General features: G+C 66.8%; 25 protein-coding genes. 10 read left to right on the top strand and 15 right to left on the bottom strand.

Translation table 11 applies throughout. From position 1 onward, the window contains the following. From QOC69_RS35785 to QOC69_RS35770, 4 genes are all read left to right on the top strand, one after another. The coding region (locus tag QOC69_RS35785) for an LLM class flavin-dependent oxidoreductase (protein WP_526447527.1) at positions 1-1,012 on the top strand (1,012 nt) is incomplete at its 5' end. Next, complete coding sequence (locus tag QOC69_RS35780; protein WP_526447525.1) at positions 1,012-2,355, top strand: NtaA/DmoA family FMN-dependent monooxygenase; 1,344 nt, start codon at positions 1,012-1,014, stop codon at positions 2,353-2,355. The genes QOC69_RS35785 and QOC69_RS35780, both read left to right, overlap by 1 nt. A 16-nt stretch (positions 2,356-2,371) precedes the next feature. Next, entirely contained in the window at positions 2,372-3,139 is a 768-nt protein-coding gene (locus QOC69_RS35775; protein ID WP_526447523.1) for a DUF1684 domain-containing protein, read from the top strand. A gap of 111 nt (positions 3,140-3,250) precedes the next feature. Then, positions 3,251-3,622 (top strand): WhiB family transcriptional regulator, encoded by a 372-nt coding sequence (locus QOC69_RS35770; RefSeq protein WP_526447521.1) that lies wholly within the window; start codon positions 3,251-3,253, stop codon positions 3,620-3,622. Here the strand turns inward: QOC69_RS35770 and QOC69_RS35765 are convergent. From QOC69_RS35765 to QOC69_RS35750, 4 genes are all read right to left on the bottom strand, one after another. Beyond that, positions 3,563-4,222: a GPR1/FUN34/YaaH family transporter gene (locus tag QOC69_RS35765; RefSeq protein WP_526447519.1), complete on the bottom strand. Its 660-nt coding sequence runs from the start codon at positions 4,220-4,222 to the stop codon at positions 3,563-3,565. The genes QOC69_RS35770 and QOC69_RS35765 overlap by 60 nt on opposite strands. A 150-nt stretch (positions 4,223-4,372) precedes the next feature. Further along, entirely contained in the window at positions 4,373-5,803 is a 1,431-nt protein-coding gene (locus QOC69_RS35760; protein WP_526447517.1) for an LLM class flavin-dependent oxidoreductase, read from the bottom strand. Between the two features lie 50 nt (positions 5,804-5,853). Next, positions 5,854-5,991, bottom strand: a complete 138-nt coding sequence (locus QOC69_RS35755; RefSeq protein WP_526447515.1) for a hypothetical protein — start codon at positions 5,989-5,991, stop codon at positions 5,854-5,856. 260 nt (positions 5,992-6,251) lie between these two features. Further along, complete coding sequence (locus QOC69_RS35750) at positions 6,252-6,863, bottom strand: TetR/AcrR family transcriptional regulator (RefSeq protein WP_526447513.1); 612 nt, start codon at positions 6,861-6,863, stop codon at positions 6,252-6,254. A gap of 184 nt (positions 6,864-7,047) precedes the next feature. Between QOC69_RS35750 and QOC69_RS35745 the strand changes: the two genes are divergently transcribed. Both QOC69_RS35745 and QOC69_RS35740 read left to right on the top strand, forming a co-directional pair. After that, entirely contained in the window at positions 7,048-7,983 is a 936-nt protein-coding gene (locus tag QOC69_RS35745) for a phytanoyl-CoA dioxygenase family protein (RefSeq protein ID WP_526447511.1), read from the top strand. Then, positions 7,980-8,132 (top strand): hypothetical protein, encoded by a 153-nt coding sequence (locus tag QOC69_RS35740; protein ID WP_526447509.1) that lies wholly within the window; start codon positions 7,980-7,982, stop codon positions 8,130-8,132. Before QOC69_RS35745 ends, QOC69_RS35740 begins: the two co-directional genes overlap by 4 nt. Before the next feature lie 63 nt (positions 8,133-8,195). Here QOC69_RS35740 and QOC69_RS35735 read toward each other — a convergent pair whose 3' ends face one another. Continuing rightward, positions 8,196-8,687 carry a tautomerase family protein gene (locus QOC69_RS35735; RefSeq protein ID WP_526447507.1) on the bottom strand — a complete coding sequence of 164 codons (492 nt, stop codon included), beginning with the start codon at positions 8,685-8,687 and terminating at the stop codon, positions 8,196-8,198. A gap of 89 nt (positions 8,688-8,776) precedes the next feature. Between QOC69_RS35735 and QOC69_RS35730 the strand changes: the two genes are divergently transcribed. Further along, on the top strand, positions 8,777-9,250 hold the full coding sequence (locus tag QOC69_RS35730) for a winged helix-turn-helix transcriptional regulator (RefSeq protein ID WP_526447505.1): 474 nt from the start codon (positions 8,777-8,779) through the stop codon (positions 9,248-9,250). Positions 9,251-9,254: 4 nt separating this feature from the next. Here the strand turns inward: QOC69_RS35730 and QOC69_RS35725 are convergent, their stop codons facing one another. Beyond that, complete coding sequence (locus tag QOC69_RS35725; protein ID WP_526447503.1) at positions 9,255-10,166, bottom strand: TIGR03564 family F420-dependent LLM class oxidoreductase; 912 nt, start codon at positions 10,164-10,166, stop codon at positions 9,255-9,257. 111 nt (positions 10,167-10,277) lie between these two features. On the opposite strand from QOC69_RS35725, the gene QOC69_RS35720 reads away from it, so the two are divergent. Beyond that, positions 10,278-10,823 (top strand): TetR/AcrR family transcriptional regulator, encoded by a 546-nt coding sequence (locus tag QOC69_RS35720; protein ID WP_526447501.1) that lies wholly within the window; start codon positions 10,278-10,280, stop codon positions 10,821-10,823. An 11-nt stretch (positions 10,824-10,834) separates the two neighbouring features. Here QOC69_RS35720 and QOC69_RS35715 read toward each other — a convergent pair whose 3' ends face one another. Both QOC69_RS35715 and lepA read right to left on the bottom strand, forming a co-directional pair. Next, positions 10,835-11,560 (bottom strand): sensor domain-containing protein, encoded by a 726-nt coding sequence (locus QOC69_RS35715; RefSeq protein ID WP_526447499.1) that lies wholly within the window; start codon positions 11,558-11,560, stop codon positions 10,835-10,837. Between the two features lie 69 nt (positions 11,561-11,629). Next, on the bottom strand, positions 11,630-13,546 hold the full coding sequence (gene lepA, locus QOC69_RS35710) for a translation elongation factor 4 (RefSeq protein WP_526447497.1): 1,917 nt from the start codon (positions 13,544-13,546) through the stop codon (positions 11,630-11,632). 40 nt (positions 13,547-13,586) lie between these two features. Between lepA and QOC69_RS35705 the strand changes: the two genes are divergently transcribed. Further along, on the top strand, positions 13,587-14,189 hold the full coding sequence (locus tag QOC69_RS35705; protein WP_526447495.1) for a type II toxin-antitoxin system PemK/MazF family toxin: 603 nt from the start codon (positions 13,587-13,589) through the stop codon (positions 14,187-14,189). On the opposite strand, the gene QOC69_RS35700 is transcribed toward QOC69_RS35705, so the two are convergent. Together QOC69_RS35700 and QOC69_RS35695 are read right to left on the bottom strand one after the other, a co-directional pair. Next, complete coding sequence (locus QOC69_RS35700; protein WP_526447493.1) at positions 14,186-14,806, bottom strand: GNAT family N-acetyltransferase; 621 nt, start codon at positions 14,804-14,806, stop codon at positions 14,186-14,188. The two genes, QOC69_RS35705 and QOC69_RS35700, sit on opposite strands and share 4 nt — an antisense overlap. A 13-nt stretch (positions 14,807-14,819) precedes the next feature. Beyond that, positions 14,820-15,248 carry a CBS domain-containing protein gene (locus tag QOC69_RS35695; protein ID WP_526447491.1) on the bottom strand — a complete coding sequence of 143 codons (429 nt, stop codon included), beginning with the start codon at positions 15,246-15,248 and terminating at the stop codon, positions 14,820-14,822. Between the two features lie 134 nt (positions 15,249-15,382). Between QOC69_RS35695 and QOC69_RS35690 the strand changes: the two genes are divergently transcribed. Further along, positions 15,383-16,390 (top strand): aldo/keto reductase, encoded by a 1,008-nt coding sequence (locus QOC69_RS35690; protein ID WP_526447490.1) that lies wholly within the window; start codon positions 15,383-15,385, stop codon positions 16,388-16,390. Between the two features lie 13 nt (positions 16,391-16,403). Here the strand turns inward: QOC69_RS35690 and QOC69_RS35685 are convergent, their stop codons facing one another. The 5 genes from QOC69_RS35685 to QOC69_RS35665 form a co-directional block, all read right to left on the bottom strand. Next, complete coding sequence (locus QOC69_RS35685; RefSeq protein ID WP_526447488.1) at positions 16,404-17,141, bottom strand: TetR/AcrR family transcriptional regulator; 738 nt, start codon at positions 17,139-17,141, stop codon at positions 16,404-16,406. Between the two features lie 22 nt (positions 17,142-17,163). After that, positions 17,164-17,907, bottom strand: coding sequence for a creatininase family protein (locus QOC69_RS35680; protein ID WP_526447486.1), 744 nt, complete (start codon positions 17,905-17,907; stop codon positions 17,164-17,166). Next, complete coding sequence (locus QOC69_RS35675; RefSeq protein WP_526447484.1) at positions 17,904-18,719, bottom strand: SDR family NAD(P)-dependent oxidoreductase; 816 nt, start codon at positions 18,717-18,719, stop codon at positions 17,904-17,906. Before QOC69_RS35675 ends, QOC69_RS35680 begins: the two co-directional genes overlap by 4 nt. Beyond that, on the bottom strand, positions 18,719-20,104 hold the full coding sequence (gene glnT / locus QOC69_RS35670) for a type III glutamate--ammonia ligase (RefSeq protein WP_526447482.1): 1,386 nt from the start codon (positions 20,102-20,104) through the stop codon (positions 18,719-18,721). Before glnT ends, QOC69_RS35675 begins: the two co-directional genes overlap by 1 nt. A 10-nt stretch (positions 20,105-20,114) precedes the next feature. Next, the coding region (locus tag QOC69_RS35665; RefSeq protein WP_526447480.1) for an SRPBCC family protein at positions 20,115-20,549 on the bottom strand (435 nt) is incomplete at its 5' end.

Below are 20,549 nucleotides of genomic sequence, written 5' to 3'. Positions count from 1 at the left end.
CGAGGGAAGCCATCCGGCGGCGTGGCGCCGCGCGCACCGTCCGCCGAGCGAGTCGCTGAGCGGGCGCACGCTGACCCAGAGGGTGCGCGCGGCCGAGAATGCGGGTTTCACGTTGGCGACGTTCGACGATTCGATCGTGCCCCCGAAGACCGGCATCAGGGGACGCGTCGATGCGGTCAACCGGGCGTCGTTCGTCGCTGCCACGACGTCGACGATCGGCCTGGTTCCCGTCGTCGAAACCACATACGCCGAGCCGTTCCACACGTCGTCGCAGCTGGCCACCCTGGACTACTCGTCACGCGGCCGTGGCGGCTGGATCGCCGCTCGCGTCGCAGATCCGGCGGCGGCAGGCGCGTGGGGCAGGCCGATTCTCACCGAGGAGGTCGACCTGGACCGCGAGCAACGGGATTCCATCACCGTGGTCCGTAGCCTGTGGGATTCGTGGGAGGACGACGCCGTCATCCGCGACTACGCGAGCGGGCGATTCCTGGACCGGGACAAGCTGCACTACGTCGACTTCGAGGGTGAGGCGTTCACGGTGAAGGGACCGGCCATCGTGCCGAGACCGCCGCAGGGCCAACTGGTCGTGTTCGGCACCGAGGCCGACCGCGAACGGGTCGACGTCGTCCTGGCCACCGAGTCGGAGCGCGACGCAGCGACCAGCAGCAGCGGGTTGACGTTCATCGAGATCGCCGTCACGCTCGACACACCGCAGGCATCTGCCGCGGACCGTCTCGCCGCGCTGAACCGGCACGAGCAGGCCGCTGTGCACCCGCGGCTCGAATACTCCGGCTCGCCAACCGGATTCGTGGAGCTGCTGACCGATCTGGCAGGCCACGCCGATGGCGTCCGGCTGTTCCCCACTGTGATCGACGAGGATCTGCCAGTGCTCGGGCGGCACGTGCTTCCCGCATTGTTCGCCTCCGGCCTGGCACATCGACCGGTACCCGGGTCGTCGCTGAGGACCAACCTCTGTCTGGCTCGGCCCGCCAACCGTTATGCGAGGGTCTGATGAGTTCCAAAGCGCAGGTGCACTTCGGCGTCTTCTTCCAGGGCGTCAACCACACCACCATCTGGTCGGATCCGGCCAGCGGTTCGCAGATCGACTTCGAGACCTTCCGTCGCATGATCACGACCGCCGAGCGCGGATTGTTCGACGCGTTCTTCCTCGGCGAGGGTCTTCGCCTGCGGGAACAGGACGGCAAGATCCTGGACCTCGACATCGCCGGTCGCCCCGACGCCATCGCACAATTGGCCGCGCTGGCAGGCATCACCGAACACATCGGTCTGGTCGCCACGCAGAACACCACCTACAACGAGCCGGGCGACTTGGCTCGGCGCCTCGCAGGCCTGGACGTTCTCTCCGGAGGCAGGGCCGGGTGGAACGCCGTCACCACCGACAACGCGTGGACCGGGGAGAACTTCCGGCGCGGCGGCTTCCTCGATCACGCACTGCGCTACGAACGGGCCGGACAGTTCATTCGTGCGGCGCGCGCGATCTGGGATTCGTGGGACCAAGACGCCCATGCTCCACGGCACGTCGACATCTCGACGTCGCAGTTCGACATCTCGCTCGACGCGACCTTGCCCCGCAGTCCGCAGGAGCATCCGGTCATCTTCCAAGCCGGGGATTCGCCGACCGGTCGGGACTTCGCGGCGGCCAATGCCGACGTCATCTTCTCGCGCCACGGCACGCACTTCGACGACGCGCTCGCGTTCGCGAACGACATCCGCGCGCGGCTGCTCGCCGCAGGCAGGCCTGCCGACGACATCAAGATCTTGCCGGGGACCCAGATCGTGCTGGCGGAGCACGCGTCGGAGGTGGAGGAGAAGCGACGCTGGGTGCTCGACGGCCAGTACACCGGGCAGACCGCGTTGTCCCTCGTCGGTCAGGTGTGGGGGCGTGACCTCTCCGATCGCGACCCCGACGGTCCACTCCCCGAGGACGATCCGGTGCCCGCACCGATCTCGGTGACCCGCGGTGCGGCCAGGGACGGCAGGGACCCGATCGCCATCGCAAGAGAGTGGCGTGCGCTCGCCGAGGCCAAGAACCTATCGCTGCGCCAGGTCGCCATCGAGACGTCGGAGCGTTCTGGATTCGTCGGTACGCCGGGCCAGGTGGCCGACGAGCTCGCACGTTGGGTACGCGCAGGCGCGACCGACGGCTTCAACGTCTCGCCGTACATCGTGCCCGGCGGGCTCGACGAGATCGTCGATTGGTTGGTGCCCGAACTCCAGGAACGCGGCGTATACCGGACTGAGTACACGTCGACGACACTGCGCGGCCACCTCGGGCTTCGCGAACCGCTGACGCGCCGACGGCGCGGTGAGACCGACAGCAGCGCCACGGGTTAGAAAGGAATCAAGGATCATGACCACTACCGATGACACCGCAGTCGCGACATTCGAGGCGGCGTGGAACCAATGGCACGGTGAACGCGAAAGCTACTACGGTGATCCACTCGGCTGGGTGAGCATCACCGGCTTGTACTGGCTCACCGACGAATTCGAGACAGTCGCGGATCTTCCTGGTCGTTGGCGAGCGGACGCCGAAGCGGTGTACGTCGAGGGGATCGACGGAACCGAGCGGCTCGAACCCGCTGAGGGCGCACCAGGTTTGTTCGTCGCCGCTGGGGATCGTCGCATCGAGGTCATTCGTCGCACTGGCTCAGTCGCGTTGCGGCTGCACGATCCGAAGTCGCCGCACCTGGAGCAATACAACGGCATCCCCGCCTACGCGCCTAGCGAACGGTGGCGTGTCACCGGCACGTTCACACCGTACGAGGAGCCAAAGACCGTAACAACGGGCGCCGTCGTCGAAGGACTCGAGCACCACCACACCGCCCTGGGCACAATCGACTTCGAAGTGGTCGGTACCGCCGCTCAATTGATCGCCTTCGGCCGCCCAGACGGGGCGTTGCACGTGCTCTTCACCGACGCCACCAGCGGCGTGACGACATACCCCGGCGCCAGGTCACTTTCGGTTGGCGTACCCGACGCCGACGGGACGGTGACGCTCGACTTCAACCGGGCGACGAACTTGCCGTGCTCGTTCACCGACTTCGCGACGTGCCCGGTGGCACCCTCCGAGAACAGGCTGACCATCGCCGTCGAGGCCGGCGAGAAGAATCCGCGATGACCCGGAGCTGAGTTCATGCGGATCCGATATGTGGTCTGACGCCCGCCGTCACGCGATCATGACGGTGCGGGTGCGGATGGGTGCTACCCGCCCGAGATCGGAGGACGCGCGATGGCCACGGCCAGCAGCTACGTGCCGACACGAGCGGAAGCCCGCCCGCCGCGGCCCATCGTCGAGGATTGGATGTGGCAGCGACGCGGCAGGTGCGTGAACCTACCGTCGGAGGTCTTCTTTCCAGAGGACACGAGGCGGCGGAATCGTCGCGCGAATGAGGAACGAGCCAAACGCATCTGCCGTGACTGCCCGGTCATCTCCGAGTGCCGCGATCACGCCGTGCGCACACCGGAGACCTACGGCATTTGGGGCGCAACGACCCCACGGGAACGTGCCAACTCGATCGCTGCGCCGCAATCGAATACGCTTCTACCCGACCAAGGGACGGCCCAGCGGCAGGGACCGCCCGCCGGTCTCCTCCCACAGTGACGCGGCGTAGAAGTAGACGACGATCGCGACGAACACGAAGACGAACCAACCGCCGGCCTTGGTGGCGACCGCACTGTCCGCGAGGTTGCCGATCAGGAGCAGCACCAGCGCGATGTCGACGACCAACAGCAGGACAGGGTACGTCCAGGGCAGCCGCAGCAGGAGCACGGTCAGCACTCCGATGGTGAACAACCAACTGCCCAGCCACAATGCGGTGGCCTGACCGGCGTCGGCCGCGGCGATCCCGAACCAGTCGTGAGTCAGACCCAGCGACAGCGCGGCATAGCTGCCGTAGAACCCGAAGAACACGCCGTACACCGTCGCATTGACGTTCTGACCCAGCGCGGCGGCCCAGATCGTCGCGATGAGAAGGCCGACCGCGGTGGCCGACAGCAGAATCGGGACGGCTGCGGCAGCGACGTCGACGATACCGGTGTTGGTGAAGCCCAGCCCGAATCCGCCCGCGATGACGAGCGGGAGCGCCACCAGCCCAGGGTTTCCCTCCTGCGGCGCCGCAGCCGGTTCGGCACCCGCCTCGGAGCCCGTGGCGGGCACGGTATCAACGATGGTGGTCGATTCGGCTACGGCGAGGTCGGTCATTGGCGGCATCCTTCTCCAGAGCGGTCGATGTCGAATCACTTTGCGGTGCACGCGGTTACATGGCCGCAATACCTCTGAAACCTATGGCGGCGCACTGCGGCAACCGAGGTTTGCGATCATTGCGAGGAAATCCACCCGCCCGGACTGGGTTCAGACCCGGGCGGGCAACGTCAGCGGTTCCGAGATCTTGTCGGCAAGTGAGTTGTCGGCGAATGCGCCGCGGTACTTCGCGGCAGGGTGCGTCGACGGCAGCCGGTCCCCGCCGCCGCCGGAGAGCTTGTGCCGCAACGTTCCCGACTTGTCGATGCTGATGAGGCCACGCTTGCGCAGTTCGGGGAACAGCAACTCGGCAATGTCGCGGAACGTTCCCGGTCGCGTTGCGTGGAAGACGTTCACGCCGTCGATGCCCGCGTCGCGCCACTCCTCGAGCTTGTCGGCGACCTCCTCCGGCGACCCCACGATCCGGCTGCTGCGCTCGAACGTTCGCCCAAGGTCGGCGATCGTCGGCTCGGCGGTGCCTGCGGCCTCCCCCGCCCACCGGGCCCACCCCTGCACACCGCGGAACTCGCCCAGCTCGGACACTGGTGTATCCAGCGGAAGCGCGCCTGCGTCGATCCCCGCGTCGCCCAGGATGTGGCAGAGGACGCCTTCGACGCTGACCAGTTCCTCCATCCGGGCTTCCTTTTCCCTGGCCTCATCGGTGGTGCGGCCCACCACCAGCGACAGCCCCTGGAAGAACTTCACGTCGTACGGGTCGCGTCCGTAACCGGCTGCCAGTTCCCGGGTTTCGTCGATCAGTCCGCGGGCCGACTCGGGGTCGGGACTGGAGATGAACACGCCCTCGGCGTTGCGAGCCGCGAAACGTTGCCCCACCGGTGATGCACCCGCCTGGAATAGCACTGGCGTCCGTTGCGGCGAGGGTGTGACGAAGTGCGGTCCCTCCACCGAATAGTGCGGGCCTACGTGATTGATCTTGTGGATCTTCGACGGATCCGCGTGCACCCCGGCCTGTTTGTCGGCGCGCAGGGCATCCTCGTCCCAGGATCCCTCCCACAGCTTGTAGGCCACGTCGACGTACTCTTCGGCGATCTCGTAGCGCAGATCGTGTTCGACGAGCTTGTCGTGGCCGAAGTTGCGGTAGGTGTTGTCGGAGAAGCTGGTGACGATGTTCCAGCCGACCCGGCCGCCGGTGTAGTGGTCGAGTGTGGAGATGCGGCGGGCGAAGTCGAACGGCAGAGCCTGGGCGATCGAGCTGGTGTACACCAATCCCAGATTCTGCGTGGCGGTGGCCAGCGCCGAGATCAGCACGGACGGGTCGTTGGTCGGGATCTGCATGCCCTGCTCGGCGACCAGCTCGTAGGACCCGTTCCACGGTGAGCGCAAGCCGGTGACGTCGGCGAAGAACATCTGGTCGTAGCCCGCGCCGTCCAGGTAGCGGGCGAGCTCGACCCAGTGGCTCAGGGAGTTGATCTCGTGGTTTGCCGCCGACTCGTCGCGCCACAAGCCGTGGATGACGTGCGACGGCGTGTTCATCACGAACGCGGAGTAGTAGAGCGGCCGGTCGTCGGCGGGCTTGGGCATGAACTTCCTATCCGGACCAGGTCAGGGATGGTCCGCTCGAGGCCTCGGCGTCATGGCGAGAACACCACCGCACCCGCGACGACGACCAGCGCACCGATCGCCAGGACGATCCACGGCCAGATCCGGCCGACTGATTGCCACAGCAGCTCGACCTCGATCATGTGCGCGGTGCTTCGAAACTCGTCCATCGTTGGGCAACCCCCTTACCGCGAAACGCTAGAGCGTCGCGGCCGCCGCAACGATCCGCAACGATCGCGGTCGAACCCACCACCGTCGAGTCGGCCCGAAGGACTCAGCGGCATAATGCCTTGTGAGGCCAGATGTTCCGTGGGCCGATCCAGCGCGTAGGCGCCCACCCGCCGGTTCGAATCACCGTGGTTTTGAACCGGTGGGTGACGCGCCTTTGGAACGCAGGCAATCAGGTTGTCAGGCCGATGCTTTCGCGTCTCTAGCGCAGGAAGCAGCCGAGGTAGTCGATGCAGGCGCGTGACATCTCCGCGAGCATGTTCTTGTCGCCCGCCGGGTCGTTGCGATAGGCGAGGTCGAGGCCCTTGTCGATCATGCCGCCGAACACCTGGGTGACGATCCCCAGCGGAACGTCCGGCGCGTCGGGTCGGGTAGCGGTGGCGGTGGCCGCCAGGTAGGCCGCGAGGGCGTCGTCGTGCAGCCGGTTTGCCTGCAGCATGCGGCCGGAGAAGTCGGCGGAGAACCACAGCGACCGGAAACCCGGGGACGCGTCGAAGAAGTCGATCACGACCTCGAGGCCGGCCGCCACCCTGGCCCGCCAATCGGGGCCGGCCAGGCTGAAACCCACTGCATCCCAGCGACCGTCGAGGTCGACCAACCCGGTGACCATGACCTCTTCGAGCAGCGCCTGGCGGTCGTCGAAGAAGTTGTAGAGCCAACCGATGGACACCTCGGCTCGCGCGGCCACCGCGGTCGTGGTGACGGCCTCGGCCCCGCTTTCGTCGAGGAGCGCCGCAGTGGCGCGCAGGACCCGTTCCATCTTTTCCTGGCTGCGGGACTGGGTGGCCGAGCGCCGCGCGCCGACCTGGGACATCACCGGGACCATCAGGTCCGCGAGCCGGGCCGGTGTAACGAGGCCCTTACTGTTCGGCAGCGCTTGAGAAACCTGAGACTGATTCACTTTCGCTGTCAACGACGCCGCCTCATCGGCGAGGTTTCCAGGCTGTTTTCACAGGAATCACCCTACCCCCGCGCCATCTCGCGATCGGAGTTGCTCAATGCCCAAATACCACCTGCCGCCCACCGCAACGTCTGCCGAAGTTGCCGCGGCGATCCGCGCAAACGGATTCGTCATCGTCGACAACCTCGTCTCGAACGAGGTCATGGACCGCGTCGCCGAGGAGCTCGAAGAGCACATCGACCTCACGCCCACGGGCAATGACGACTTCGTCGGCCGGCTGACCCGGCGAACCGGCTCGCTGATCCCGCGCTCGCTGGTCAGCCGCGAGCTCGTCACCCACCCGCTGGCACTCGGTACGACCGCCGATCTGCTGCACAAGGCCACGGTCTACCAACTGCACCTCACCCAGGTGATCTCCGTCCTTCCCGGCGAGACCCATCAGCCCCTGCACCGCGACGAGCTCGCCTGGGACTTCTTTCCCTTCCCGCTCGACTATGACGTGCAGTGCAACACCATGTGGGCGATGACCGACTTCACCGTCGAGAACGGTGCGACCCGCATCGTGCCGGGCAGCCACCTCATCGAGGGCAAGCAGACCTACGAGGACGACGATCCCAGGATCGTGCGCGCCGAAATGGAGCGCGGCTCGATGTTCTTCTACTCCGGCAAGGTGTACCACGGCGCGGCGGCGAACAAATCGGCGTCGGTTCGCCAGGGGATCAACATCACCTACTGCGTGGGCTGGGTCCGCCAGGAGGAAAACCAGTACCTTTCCACGCCGATCGAGGTGGCGCGCACGCTCGACGACGATCTGCTCAAGCTGATGGGTTACCAAATGGGTGGGCTGGCCGTGGGATACATCCGCGACTTCGAAGACCCGATGGTCGCGATCCGTGACGACATGCCGAAGCAACAGTACGAGTTCGCGTCGCTGACCAAGAAGACCGACCACCTCAACTCGGATTACATGGACATGTTCCACGAAGAAATGGTCAACGCCGAAACACCTGCCATTTCTGGTGGTGTCTCGTGATCACCCGCAACAACCCCGATGTCGGCTACCTGGATGAATCCACCTTCGCACTCCTGGGATTCAGTCAGGTCGTCCGCGCCGACAGCAAGTCACCGAGCTCGCCCACCCCGATCAACTCGTGGAAATCACCGCAACTGCAGTGGACCTGAACGTTGGAAAACCTGGCGCAGTCCGTCGAACCTGGGTGAGGTCGGCGGTCCGGAACAGGGCAGTTAGCCGGAAACGATGGCGGCCCTGCGTCCGGACAGCCGGCGCTCGGCGTAGGCGCGGCCCGCTTCGGGGTCGTCAATGATGTAACCGACGATGTCGGCCAAGGTGTTGATCCGGCCGGCGCCACCCCAGGTGCCGTCGGGAATCTCGTTGGTGAACACCCACACCCGGTTCGGGTCGTGGGGATGCGCGGCTCCTTCGGCGCGCAGTACCGCATCGGTCACCTCGCGCACGATGGCGGCGCGGCGCTCGTCGTCGAACTGCCCCTCCGGCACCGACGCGACGATCCGGTAGCGAGGTTCGGCCGCCGGCTTGCCTGCGACGTAGACGGTGGCGGGTCGGTGCAGGAACACCCAGGCGATGGCCCGGGCCCGCGGATCGGTCGGATCGGCGCCTTCGTGGCGCAACAGCAGGTCGGTCAGCTCGGACATCAGCGCATGTTCGGCATCGTGGCTGAGCGCGCCGGCGGGAATGTAGGCATCGAGCATGGGCATTGGTCATACCTCCACGGTGAGCGTTGGGTTTATTTTGTAAACCTAGAAGAGGTGGGTATAGAAAGTCAACCCAGCTATCATCTACAGGCATGCCCACAGAACGGTTCCGCTACAGCTCGGCCAACTGTTCGATCGCGCGGACGCTGAGCGTGGTCGGCGAGAAGTGGACCTTGCTCGTCCTGCGCGAGGCCTTCTACGGCCTGCGACGCTTCGATGACTTCCACGCCGCGCTGGGGTGTGCGCGAAACCTGCTCGCCGCGCGGCTGAAAACGTTGGTGGCACACGGACTCCTCGAGCGCGTGGAGTACCAGGACGACCGTGGTCGCGGCCGATACGAGTACCGCTTGACCGCCAAGGGTCGTGAGCTGTTCCCCGTCGTGGCGGCATTGATGCAATGGGGTGACCGCTGGACCGCGGACGAGGCAGGCCCCGCGGTGCGGCTCACCCACCGCGGCTGCGGCGAACCGGTTTCCGTGCAACTCACCTGCGACGGCGGCCACACCCGACTCGGCGCCCGCGACATCGAGGCGACGCCGGGGCCGGGAGCGCTCGAGATCTCCTGAGGGCTCAAATACTTGCCAGCACCTCGATCGTGCGGGCGACCGTGGCGGCGTCACCGACGGGGAACGCGCTGAACTCGGTGGCGCCGACGTCGGCGAACCGGCGTAGCTGGGCGGCCACCTGCTGCTCGTCACCGAAGACGCAGATGTCGGCGACGCCTTCGAGGTCGAGCATGACCTTGTAGGCGGGCAGGTCGCCGGGGCTGAACATGCCGCCGATCTCAGCGCGCGCGGCCGCCACGTCGTTGGTCACGCTGACCGGAAGCCCGACGATCACCTGCGGAGCCGGCCGGCCCGCCGCCTCCGCGGCCTTGGTGATCCCGGGGATGATCTGGCGCTCAACGGCTTTCAATCCGGTCCAGGCGGTCACCGTGCCGTCCGTGAGCCGGCCGGCGATGTCGAGCATCCGCGGTCCCAACGCGGCGGCGATCAGCCGCGGCGGCGGGGCCTGGGGAAGGTCCAGCTGCCCGACGGCGGTGATCCGGGGGCCGTGATGGTCGACCGGTGCACCGGCCAACGCGGGCGCCAGTACCTCGAGGTACTCCCGCAGGAACGCGGCAGGCGCCTCGTAGGAGTAGCCGAACATGTCCGACACCAGGAAGCGGTGGCTGACACCGATGCCGAGCAGCAGCCGACCCCCGGCGGCCGCCGAGGCGGTCAACGCCTGCCGAGCCAGCGCGAGCGGGTGCTGGGTGTATGCGATCACCACGCCAGTGCCCAATTCGATGCCTGCGGTGCGGGCTCCCGCCAGCGCCAACGTGGTCAACGCGTCCCAGCTGGCCATCCCCGCCGACGGCGGCAGCTGGGGGAACCAGATGCGCGGAAACCCGGCCGCCGAGGCGGCTTCGACGTCGGCGAGCACACCGTTGAGGCCGGACGGATCGGCGGGATTGGGAAATGCCGTCAAGGTGATCAACACGTACGGAACTCCTCGGGATAGGATGCGGAGACTGCCTCCGGTAAATATATGGAGACAGTCTCCGTTTGTCTACGGGAGGTTCGGTTGACCCCGGCATCTGATGTGCGGCCGATGCGCGCCGACGCGGCCCGCAATCGCCGCCTACTGCTCGACGCAGCGCTGGAGGCGTTCACGCGCAACGGAGTGACGGCTTCGCTCGACGACGTCGCCCGTGCGGCCGGAGTCGGGCCGGGCACGCTGTACCGGCACTTCCCCACCCGCGACGAGTTGGTGCTGGCGGTGATCGACGACGGTTTGGCCGACATCCATCGGCTCGGTACCGCACTGCTCGACGACGCAGATCCCGTCGACGCACTGCACCGTTGGCTGGGCGCCTACATCGCGCAGGGCAGCATGTTTCAGGGACTCGCCCAAACCCTGGCCAGTCCGCCACCGGCGGCGGCAGGCGAGCAGAGCACCTGCATGCTGGCGCGCCGCGCAGGCGCGGCACTGGTGGACCGCGCCTGTGCCGCAGGGCTCATCCGCGCCGACATCGACTTCGACGACGTGCTCGACCTGGCCGCCGCGATCGCGTGGGTCGGTGAACAACCCGAGCGCGACCAACGCCAGCGCGAACGGCTGGTCCGCGTCGTGCTGGACGGGTTACTCCCCCGCTGAGCGTGCGCGACCTACTTCTTGGCCGCGTTCTTGATCATTTCCTGGGCCATCTCGACGGCCTGGCCCTTGATGCCGAAGGCGCACGCCCACGTCTCGACCGTCACGTTGGACACCAGGGACAGCGCATGCTGGCACTCCCAGCCGCCGGAGTCCTCCTGAGTGGTCACCTGGGTGAGCAGATCGTCCTTGGCCCCCACGTCGTCGACCTCCCAGATGTAACTCGACTCGGAGTCGTCGACGGCCACCGAGAAGCCGCCGCACTGCTCCCACGTGGACTTGGAGTCGTCGAAGAACTTCTTGGCGTCAACCGCCGCGGGATAGAGCACCACCGTCTGCTGCACCCAGTGGTCCTTGTCGTCCCCAGGTTCGCGAGAGACCTGGTCGCGGACGGCAGTCCAGTCGCTGCCGTCGTACACCTTCTCCTCGGCACCGAAGATCACTCCGAGGCAGTCGGGGTCGGAGACGGCGTGCGAGTTGTCCGACATCTGTTTCGTCTCGTCGACCACCTCGATGTCGGTGGAGCCGAGGATGGAGTTGATCTCGTCGATGCTGAGCAACACGTCGTCGAGTTGCGATTCCTTCAACGGCGCGACGTCGAGCGGGGCGGCGTCCTTGTCGCGCAACGCGTTGCCAGAAACGGTGGTGGTGCACCCCGACAACAACATCGCCATCGCGACGGCGACACACACCGCAGACGCGCGGGCCACCGCACCGGGTGTCGCCGGGCCATGCCTCATCGGGTCATTGTGACGGACGGAGAGGCGCAATGCGTCCTTTCGGTCACCGAGCGCGCCGTGGCGCATCTGCTACTTCTTCGGCTTGTCGCTGGCGGCGTCGGAGGACAGCGCCGCGACGAAGGCTTCCTGCGGGACTTCGACCCGCCCGATCGTCTTCATCCGCTTCTTGCCTTCCTTCTGCTTCTCCAGCAGTTTGCGCTTGCGGGTGATGTCACCGCCGTAGCACTTGCTCAACACGTCCTTGCGGATGGCCCGGATGTTTTCGCGGGCAATGATTCTCGAGCCGATCGCGGCTTGGATCGGCACCTCGAACTGCTGGCGTGGGATGAGCTCCTTGAGCTTCGTGGTCATCTTGTTGCCATACGCCGCCGCGGAGTCCTTGTGCACGATGGCGCTGAACGCGTCCACCGGCTCGCCCTGCAACAGGATGTCGACCTTCACCAGATCGGCCTCCTGCTCGCCTGCCTCCTCGTAGTCGAGGCTGGCGTAGCCGCGGGTGCGCGACTTCAGCGAGTCGAAGAAGTCGAAGATGATCTCGCCCAACGGCATCGTGTACCGCAGTTCGACGCGCTCGGGCGAGAGATAGTCCATGCCGCCCAGCTCGCCGCGGCGGGACTGACACAGTTCCATGATCGTGCCGATGAATTCGCTGGGGGCGATCACCGTCGTCTTCACGACGGGTTCGTAGACGGCGCGGACCTTGCCGTCGGGCCAGTCCGAGGGATTCGTCACGATCAAATCGGAGCCGTCAGCCCCTCCTTCTACCTCGACCCGGTAAACCACGTTCGGCGAGGTCGAGATCAGGTCGAGATCGAACTCCCGCTCGAGGCGCTCGCGGGTGATCTCCATGTGCAGCAGACCCAGAAAACCGCACCGGAAGCCGAAGCCCAGTGCCACCGAGGTCTCGGGCTCCCACACCAGGGCGGCATCGTTGAGCTGCAACCGTTCCAGCGCGTCGCGCAGGTTCGGGTAGTCGGAGCCGTCGACCGGATAGAGCCCCGAGTAGACCATCGGCCGGGGTTCGCGGTAGCCGGTCAACGCCACGGTGGCGCCATTGCGGGCGGACGTCACGGTGTCACCGACCTTGGATTGCCGAACGTCCTTCACTCCGGTGATGAGATAGCCGACCTCGCCGACGCCAAGGCCGGTGGTGGGTTTGGGCTCGGGTGAGACGATGCCGACTTCCAGCAGTTCGTGCATGGTCCCGGTGGACATCATCTTGATCTTCTCGCGCGGGGTGAGCTGTCCGTCCACCACCCGGACGTACGTGACGACGCCGCGGTAGATGTCGTAGACCGAGTCGAAGATCATCGCCCTGGCCGGGGCGTCGGCGTCGCCTATCGGTGCAGGCACCAGCCGGACCACCTCGTCGAGCAGTTCGACGACACCGTCGCCGGTCTTGCCGGACACCCGCAGCACCTCTTCTGGCTCGCACCCGATGATGTGGGCGATCTCGCCGGCGTACCGGTCCGGGTCGGCGGCGGGCAGGTCGATCTTGTTGAGCACAGGGATGATCGTCAGGCCACGGTCGAGGGCCAGGTAGAGGTTGGCCAGCGTCTGGGCCTCGATGCCCTGGGCGGCGTCGACGAGCAGCACCGCTCCCTCACAGGCCTCCAATGCGCGTGACACCTCGTAGGTGAAGTCGACGTGGCCCGGCGTATCGATCAGATGCAAGACGAACTCTTCGTCGTTGACCACCCAGGGCAGCCGGACGTTCTGCGCCTTGATGGTGATGCCGCGCTCGCGCTCGATGTCCATCCGGTCCAGGTACTGGGCGCGCATGTCCCGGTCGGCGACGACGCCGGTGAGCTGCAGCATGCGGTCCGCGAGTGTCGACTTGCCGTGATCGATGTGGGCGATGATGCAGAAGTTCCGAATCCGGGCCGGCGCGGTGAAGGTCTGGTCGGCGAAACTGCTGATGGGAATCTCCTGGTCGGGCGGGGCCCAGGCGAAGACGTGGGCAGTACCAGGGTATCGAGCAACCATCGCGACGACACAATCGTGGCCCGCACCTATGCTCGAAATCATGGCGTCGCAGTGGAAGACGTTCCAACGTCTCGCGGAACACCTGGTGTTCAACGAGGCACCGAAGCTGATCCGGCAGCTGCCAAAGGCCGACACCCTGCAGCGCGGCATTCAGCAGGGCCTCAAGATGGGCCTCGACGCGGGCCTCAGCGCCCTCGCAGGGGCCTCGAGCGAGGTGCAGCCGGCGGTCACCGCCGGACGGCCGGTCACCGAGGGCAGTGTCCCGACCGCCCACCGGGCCCGCCGGATCGTCTACTCGCCCGATCTCGACGGCCGGGCCGACCCCGGCGAGATCGTCTGGACCTGGGTGGTCTACGAGGACGATCCGACCCGTGGCAAGGACCGCCCCGTGCTGGTAGTGGGTCGTGACAGCGCCACGCTGCTCGGGCTCATGCTGTCCAGCCAGGACCGCCACCAGGCCGACCGCGACTGGGTCGGGATCGGCCGCGGCGACTGGGACTACGGCGGCCGGGCCAGCTGGGTCCGGTTGGACCGGGTGCTCGACGTCCCCGAGGAGGGCATCCGCCGCGAGGGCGCGGTCCTCGGCCGTGCCACCTTCGAGGTGGTGGCGACGAGATTGCGGGCCGAGTACTCCTGGCGCTAGCGCGGCGCCCGCCACATCGGGACCAGGCTGGGGCCGGCAACGCCATCTCGGCCGGGCAGCTTGATCTCACCGGTGACCTCGAAGCCGAACCGCTGGTAGTAGGGCACGTTGTCCGGATTGCTGGACTCCAGGTAGGCGGGCGCGTGCTCGGCGTCGCAGCGGTCCAGCCGCGACCGCATCAACACCTGACCGAACCCCTTGCCGCGCACCGCCGGGTCGCTGCCGATGACCGCCAGATACCAATGCGGCTCCTCCGGGTGGGCCTTCTTCATGAGCTCCTCGGCCTCCAGACCCCGCCGCAGGGACATGCCGAACGCCAGTAGCAGCGACGGCATTGCCCGGAGCTCCTCGCCGCGGGTGTGCGCCCACTGTCCCGGCGGATCCCACAGTGCGGCGCCGCCGATACCGTCGCCGTCCGGTGCGACCTCGACGCCACCGCGGGACAGGTGGTGATACCGGGTGAGCGCCGCGAACAACCGATGCAGCTTGCGTCGGCGCTGGTCAGCGTCCGGCAGCATCCAGCACATCACCGGGTCGTCGAAGAATGCCCGGCCCAACGTCACGGACAGGGCACCGATGTCGGCGCGGGTGGCGGGTCGAGCCGCGACGCTGTTCACGGGCCTAGCGTATTCAGCCCTGCGTGATGTACGCCTCCAACTGCTCCTGCTGGGTCTGCAGTTCCTCCATGCGCGTCTTCACCACGTCGCCGATGCTGACGATGCCGGCCAACTCTCCGCTGTCGATGACCGGCACGTGCCGTACCCGGTTCGTGGTCATCAGGGCGCTGAGGCTGTCCACCGAATCGGCCGGCGTACAGGTGATCACCTGGGCCGTCATGATCTCCGAGACCGGCCGACCGAGGATCTCGACGCCCAACTCGTGCAGCTTGCGCACCACGTCGCGCTCCGAGACGATGCCCACCAGCCCGCGCGGGCCGACCACCACCATCGCGCCGATGTTGCGCGTGACGAGCCCCTCGAGCAGCTCGCTCACCGTCATGTCCGGGTCTACGGTCGATACCGAACCACCCTTGTTCTTCAACACGTCTGAGATCCGCACTGGGCGCCTCCTGTTGTGACATGACTCACATCGAGTTACCACCAAAATACGCCCCGTTCACAGCGAAGGAACAGATTCTCGGCCGAGCCGGTTGGACGAGGCTGTTGACCGCAAACGGCAGAAAAGAGCGCTTGATGACCGAAACAGTCACACTCGGCGATGAATTGACGGTCAGCGCAATCGGTTTCGGCGCAATGGCGTTGACGCCGGTGTACGGCGAGGTGGACGACGACGATTCCCTGGCCACGCTGCACCGCAGCATCGACCTGGGCGTCACGTTCATCGACACCGCCAACGTGTACGGCGGCGGCGCCAACGAGCGGCTGATCGCCCGACTGCTCGCCGACCGCCGCGACGAGGTGACGCTGGCGACCAAGTTCGGCATCGTCGGCAACCCGGCTGACCGGGCAGCGGGCCGGCTCGCCGCCCGCGGCGACGCCGCCTACGTCCGCGAGTGCATCGACGAGAGCCTGACCAGGCTGAACACCGACGTCGTCGACCTCTACTACATGCACCGCCGGGACCTGTCCGTGCCGATCGAGGAGACCGTCGGTGCGATGGCCGAACTGGTCGCCGCGGGCAAGGTCCGCCACCTGGGGCTGTCCGAGGTGACGGCGGGCGAGCTGCGCGCCGCCGCCGCGGTCCATCCGATCGCCGCCGTGCAGAGCGAGTGGTCGATCTGGAGCCGTGACGTCGAACTCAACGTGGCGCCCGCCGCGGCCGAACTCAGCGTGGGCTTCGTCCCGTACTCGCCGCTGGGTCGCGGGTTCCTGACCGGCACCGTGCGGTCCGCGTCCGACCTGGCCTCGGGATCGGACTTCCGGCGGGGGATGCCCAGGTTCGCCGACGGCGCCCTCGAGGCCAACCTGGCGGTGGTCGACGTGATCCGCGCCGTCGCCGACCAGCGGGAGGCCACCCCGGCGCAGGTCGCCCTGGCCTGGCTGCGCTACCGCGCCGACGAACTCGGGGTGGCGGCGGTGCCGATTCCCGGCACCCGCCGCGCGGCCCGCGTCGAGGAGAACTTCGGCTCGCTGGACGTGGCACTCACCGACGATCAGCTGGCGACGCTCGACGCGGCGGGCGCCGCGGTGTCGGGAAATCGGTTCGCCGACCTGTCGTGGGTGTCGGCCGGTCGCGAATAGCGGGCAGGTCCGATCAGTCCGGCGGCGGCTGGGCGATGCGCAGGGCGACGGCGGCATCGTCGAATTGGGCGGACTGTGCGCGGATGCGTTCGATCTCGCTCGGCCGCTTGAGCAGTCCGCGCACGGCGATGATCGCGACCTGTTCGCCGACGCGGATCGCCTCCTCCACCCGGTCGCCCTGGTCGGTGTGCAGTCGCGTCCGCTTCTGCGCACCCTCGTCGAAGTTGAGCAGTAACCCGGCGGTGTCCTGCTTGTCGCAGTCGATGAACTTGCCCTCGCTGATCGCCGCCCCGATGAGGTCGACGACCCAATCCTTGAGCCGTTCGTAATCCGTCCAGAACTGGTGGAATTCGCTGCGCTGCTCGTGGGCGATGCGCTGGATCTCGTTGAAGTCGATCGGTGACATCGCCAGTTGCATGGTGTCGAACCGCAGCAGCCGGTACAGCTTGACGGCCGGCGAGCCGGACCCGGCGCCCACCTCCGCGATGAACTTCAACGGCGCCCGGTTGACGAGCAAGGTCTCCTGCAACAGCTGTTCCTTGTTGCGAAACCAGTAGTACAGCGACGACTGCTGCAGGCCCGATGCGCGGGCGATGTCGCTCATCGTCGTTTGCGCATAGCCCTTTTCGGAGAAGAGCTTCGTCGCGGCATTCACGATCCCCGCGCGCGGGGAGGCCGTCGGCGCCGCGTCGGCGTCGTTGCGTGGACGTCCGATGGCGCGGACCTGCGCCCTGCGTTCGGGTGTCGGCACGACGTGCATCCTACGGCGGCCGCTAGCCCAGCGGCGGGAGCTCGTCGTGTGCGCGCTCGACCATGTCGCGTGCGGCCGAGACCACGTCGCGCCAGAGCTCGAGGCCGAACGACTTCGACGCCCGCGATGGGTAGCCCGTCACGCCGTTGGTCGACACGTGCTGAACCGCGTAGCGGAAGACGGTACCTTCCGTCCGATCGGGATCGTCGGCGGTTTGCATCTTGTCGGTGTCGACCAATTCCGGTCGCAGCACCAGCATGATCGACGTCTCGGCGGCGTTGGCGTGCCAGTCGACCGCGTCCTCGGTCGCGCGCCTGGCAATGTCGGCGGTCAGGTCCCACCACTGCATGACACCGATCCGGCGGTCGGCGAACACCCGGCGAAACCCGTCGCAGGCGATCCAGAGCGGGGCCGCGTTGCCGACGTGACCGTTCACGAACAGCACCCGGCGAAACCCCGAGTCGACGCACGCCTCGGCGACCAGGAGGGCCGTCGCGGCGGTCTCCTCACCCGAGAACGCCACCGTGCCTGCCAGTCTGGATCCGTGAAAGAAGCTGGCGCCGAAGGCGAGCGCCGGCAGCACCACAGCCGACTCCCCAGCCGCGGCCTCGGCGAGTTCGGTGGCGATGATCGTGTCGGTACCGACCGGCAGATGCGGTCCGTGTTGTTCGGTGGCCCCGACGGGGATCAGCGCCACGCAGTCCGGGTCGGCGTCGATGCGGTCGGCGAGCTGTGCCGAAGTGAGCTCATCCCATCGGTGCTTCAATGCAACGTCACCCCGGCGTTCACACAGATGGACTGTCCGGTCACGTTTTTCGCTGCCGGGCTCGCCAACCACGCAACCGCTTCCCCGACGTCCTCGGGCTTGCACAGCGCGCCGGTGAGCGTTTCGGCGGTGACGTCGGCGCGAATCCGGTCAATCGAAGTCCCCGTGATCGCCGATTCGGCGGCCCACTTGTTGAGCACCATATCGGTCTCGATGATGCCGGGACACACCGTGTTGACGGTGATGCCAATGCCGCCCAGCTCCAAGGCCGCCACCTGCCCAAGGCCTATCTGGGCGAACTTCGAGGGTGCATACGCTCCGTAGAGCGGCCAGGCACGGATACCTGCCTCCGAGGAGATGTTGATGATTCGGCCTCGGATACCCTTCCCCGAGTCGCTCGGCTCCAGCCCGCCGGAAGACCGCATCGCCTCGGCGGCACACTGAATGCCGTAAAACGTCCCCAGCAAGTTGATTTCGAAGCAGCGCCGCAATTGATCGCCGGTCAGCGTCAGGATCGACCCGGCCTCCATGTAGCCGGCGTTGTTCACCCAGCAATCCAGTCGCCCGAATTCAGCGAGGGCAGCTGCGGCGAGGTCGGCAGACGTCTGCTGGTCGGACACGTCGCCGCGAACCAGGACCGTCCTGGTCGAGCCGGCCTCCTCGATATCCGCCGCGGTTTGTTTCGCGGCGGCTTCGTCGGAGGTCCACCCGATCACCACGTGGAATCCATGCTGTGCGAGCGCCTTGCTGATACCCGCGCCGATGCCGCGGCCTCCGCCAGTCACCACCGCGACCGGGCATCCCGCCGTCATCACCAGAACCTCAGGTAGCGGTCGGTTTCCCATGACGACACGTGTGCGGTGAAGGAGTCCCATTCAGCGCGCTTCTCGGTAACGTACGAGTCGAACATGACATCGCCGAACACGTTGCGCGCCAGCGGGTCCGCCTCCAGCGCGTCGATCGCATCCCCGAGGGAGCGGGGTAGCCAGCCGATGTCACGCTCGAGCAGATCGGCCTCCGACAGGTTGTAGAGGTTGTCCCGGTTGGGGTCGCCAGGGTCGAGCCCCTCCCGGATGCCCTCCAGTCCTGCAGCGAGCATCAGCGCCGCACCCAGATAGGGGTTGTTGGCGCTGTCGGCAGCACGGCACTCGACCCGACCGCCGCCCCTGGGGATACGGAGCATGTTGGTGCGGTTGTTGTCGCCGTAGCAGGCGAAGATCGGCGCCCACGTCAGCCCGGACATGCTGCCCTGCTTGACGAGTCGCTTGTAGCTGTTGACCGTCGGGGCGATCACCGCGCAGATCGCCGACGCGTGGCGTAGCACTCCTGCGATGAACTGATAGCCGAGTTTCGACAGGCCGCAGTTGCGGGGATCGTGCGCTTCGGCGAAGAGGTTGACGCCTGCACTGTCGGCCAGCGACATGTTGTAGTGGGCGCCGCTGCCGGTCCGGTCGGCGAAGGGTTTGGGCATCCACGACGCGAACAGCCCGTGCTTTCGGGCGATCTCGCCGACCATCATGCGAAAGAACACCAGCCGGTCCGACATCGACACCGCGTCGGTATAGGTGAAGTCCGTCTCGAACTGGCCGTTGCCGTCCTCGTGGTCGAATGAGTAGACGTCCCAGCCCAGCTCGTTCATCGCCGAGACGATCTCGTCGACGACCGCGTAGTTGTGCAGCATGCCGCGAAGGTCGTAGCACGGCTTGTCGAGATTGTCATCCGGGCTGGCAGGCTGCGGTGTTCCGGCGCGGTCGTCGGTGAGCAGGAAGAACTCGGTCTCGATGCCGAGGTTGAACGTGTAGCCCAGCGTCGCGGCGTCCGCCGTCACACGCTTGAGGATCTGCCTGCTGCACGCCTCGAACGGGGTCTCCCCGATCCAGAGATCGCCAGGGAACCAGGCGATCTCGCGGTTGAACGGGGCGATGATCGCCGCGTCCAGGTCGGGGTGTGGTGCCACCTCGTCGTCGTTGACGTCTTGGGGTACCCCGTCCAGGGCTGCGCCGGTGAACATCTCCGAACCGCGCGACGCCTGATCGAGGTGGTTGAGCGGCACCATCTTGGCCTTCGGCTTGCCGTGCATGTCGACGAAGCTGATCGCGGCGTACTTCACGCCGGACGCCGCCAGCCGTTCGGCGACCTCCGTGACGTCGCCTGCCGTATGAGTCTGCGACGGCTGCCCATTCAGTGTGGTGGTCATGTGCGCTCCCCTACCCTGTCGACGCGAGATCGGCGGTGTTGCTGATGATTCCGAGCTCGCGGCCGAGGTAGCGGTAGAACTCCCACAACGGTCGCTCGAGGTGCGACAGCCGGCCGACTCCGGTCACACCGGAGCGGACGGCGCGCTGGACGGCAGTACAGGCGTCGATGTCTTCGCGGTGGATGTCGCAGATCGTCTTGATCAGCTGGCTACGGCGTTCCTCGACCCCTGGCGCGGCGAGCGCGGCCGGCGACATGCAGATGTCGAGCTGCAGCTCGATCTTGCCTGCGCCGAGCGGAAGTGTCTTGAGCCAGTACATGTAGGCGGGGCCCATCGCGATCTGCAGCAGCGGATACGCGATGAAGATCAGTGACTTGTCTTTGTGCTCCGCGGTGAGCGTCTCGGCGCCAGGCGACAGGAATGGCGGATCGGAGGGATAGCCGGC

The sequence above is a fragment of the Mycobacterium sp. genome, from assembly GCF_032162105.1.
GTDB lineage: Bacteria > Actinomycetota > Actinomycetes > Mycobacteriales > Mycobacteriaceae > Mycobacterium.
This window is presented reverse-complemented; position numbering and strand designations above follow the sequence as displayed.

What these genes read in the sequence shown, in the direction of transcription:
- QOC69_RS35780 (WP_526447525.1), top strand. Translation starts at nt 1,012, where the DNA reads ATGAGTTCCAAAGCGCAGGTGCACTTCGGCGTCTTCTTCCAGGGCGTC.
- QOC69_RS35775 (WP_526447523.1), top strand. Translation starts at nt 2,372, where the DNA reads ATGACCACTACCGATGACACCGCAGTCGCGACATTCGAGGCGGCGTGG.
- QOC69_RS35770 (WP_526447521.1), top strand. Translation starts at nt 3,251, where the DNA reads ATGGCCACGGCCAGCAGCTACGTGCCGACACGAGCGGAAGCCCGCCCG.
- QOC69_RS35765 (WP_526447519.1), bottom strand. Translation starts at nt 4,222, where the DNA reads ATGACCGACCTCGCCGTAGCCGAATCGACCACCATCGTTGATACCGTG.
- QOC69_RS35760 (WP_526447517.1), bottom strand. Translation starts at nt 5,803, where the DNA reads ATGCCCAAGCCCGCCGACGACCGGCCGCTCTACTACTCCGCGTTCGTG.
- QOC69_RS35755 (WP_526447515.1), bottom strand. Translation starts at nt 5,991, where the DNA reads ATGGACGAGTTTCGAAGCACCGCGCACATGATCGAGGTCGAGCTGCTG.
- QOC69_RS35750 (WP_526447513.1), bottom strand. Translation starts at nt 6,863, where the DNA reads ATGTCCCAGGTCGGCGCGCGGCGCTCGGCCACCCAGTCCCGCAGCCAG.
- QOC69_RS35745 (WP_526447511.1), top strand. Translation starts at nt 7,048, where the DNA reads ATGCCCAAATACCACCTGCCGCCCACCGCAACGTCTGCCGAAGTTGCC.
- QOC69_RS35735 (WP_526447507.1), bottom strand. Translation starts at nt 8,687, where the DNA reads ATGCCCATGCTCGATGCCTACATTCCCGCCGGCGCGCTCAGCCACGAT.
- QOC69_RS35730 (WP_526447505.1), top strand. Translation starts at nt 8,777, where the DNA reads ATGCCCACAGAACGGTTCCGCTACAGCTCGGCCAACTGTTCGATCGCG.
- QOC69_RS35720 (WP_526447501.1), top strand. Translation starts at nt 10,278, where the DNA reads ATGCGCGCCGACGCGGCCCGCAATCGCCGCCTACTGCTCGACGCAGCG.
- QOC69_RS35715 (WP_526447499.1), bottom strand. Translation starts at nt 11,560, where the DNA reads ATGAGGCATGGCCCGGCGACACCCGGTGCGGTGGCCCGCGCGTCTGCG.
- lepA (WP_526447497.1), bottom strand. Translation starts at nt 13,546, where the DNA reads ATGGTTGCTCGATACCCTGGTACTGCCCACGTCTTCGCCTGGGCCCCG.
- QOC69_RS35705 (WP_526447495.1), top strand. Translation starts at nt 13,587, where the DNA reads ATGGCGTCGCAGTGGAAGACGTTCCAACGTCTCGCGGAACACCTGGTG.
- QOC69_RS35690 (WP_526447490.1), top strand. Translation starts at nt 15,383, where the DNA reads ATGACCGAAACAGTCACACTCGGCGATGAATTGACGGTCAGCGCAATC.
- QOC69_RS35675 (WP_526447484.1), bottom strand. Translation starts at nt 18,719, where the DNA reads ATGACGGCGGGATGCCCGGTCGCGGTGGTGACTGGCGGAGGCCGCGGC.
- glnT (WP_526447482.1), bottom strand. Translation starts at nt 20,104, where the DNA reads ATGACCACCACACTGAATGGGCAGCCGTCGCAGACTCATACGGCAGGC.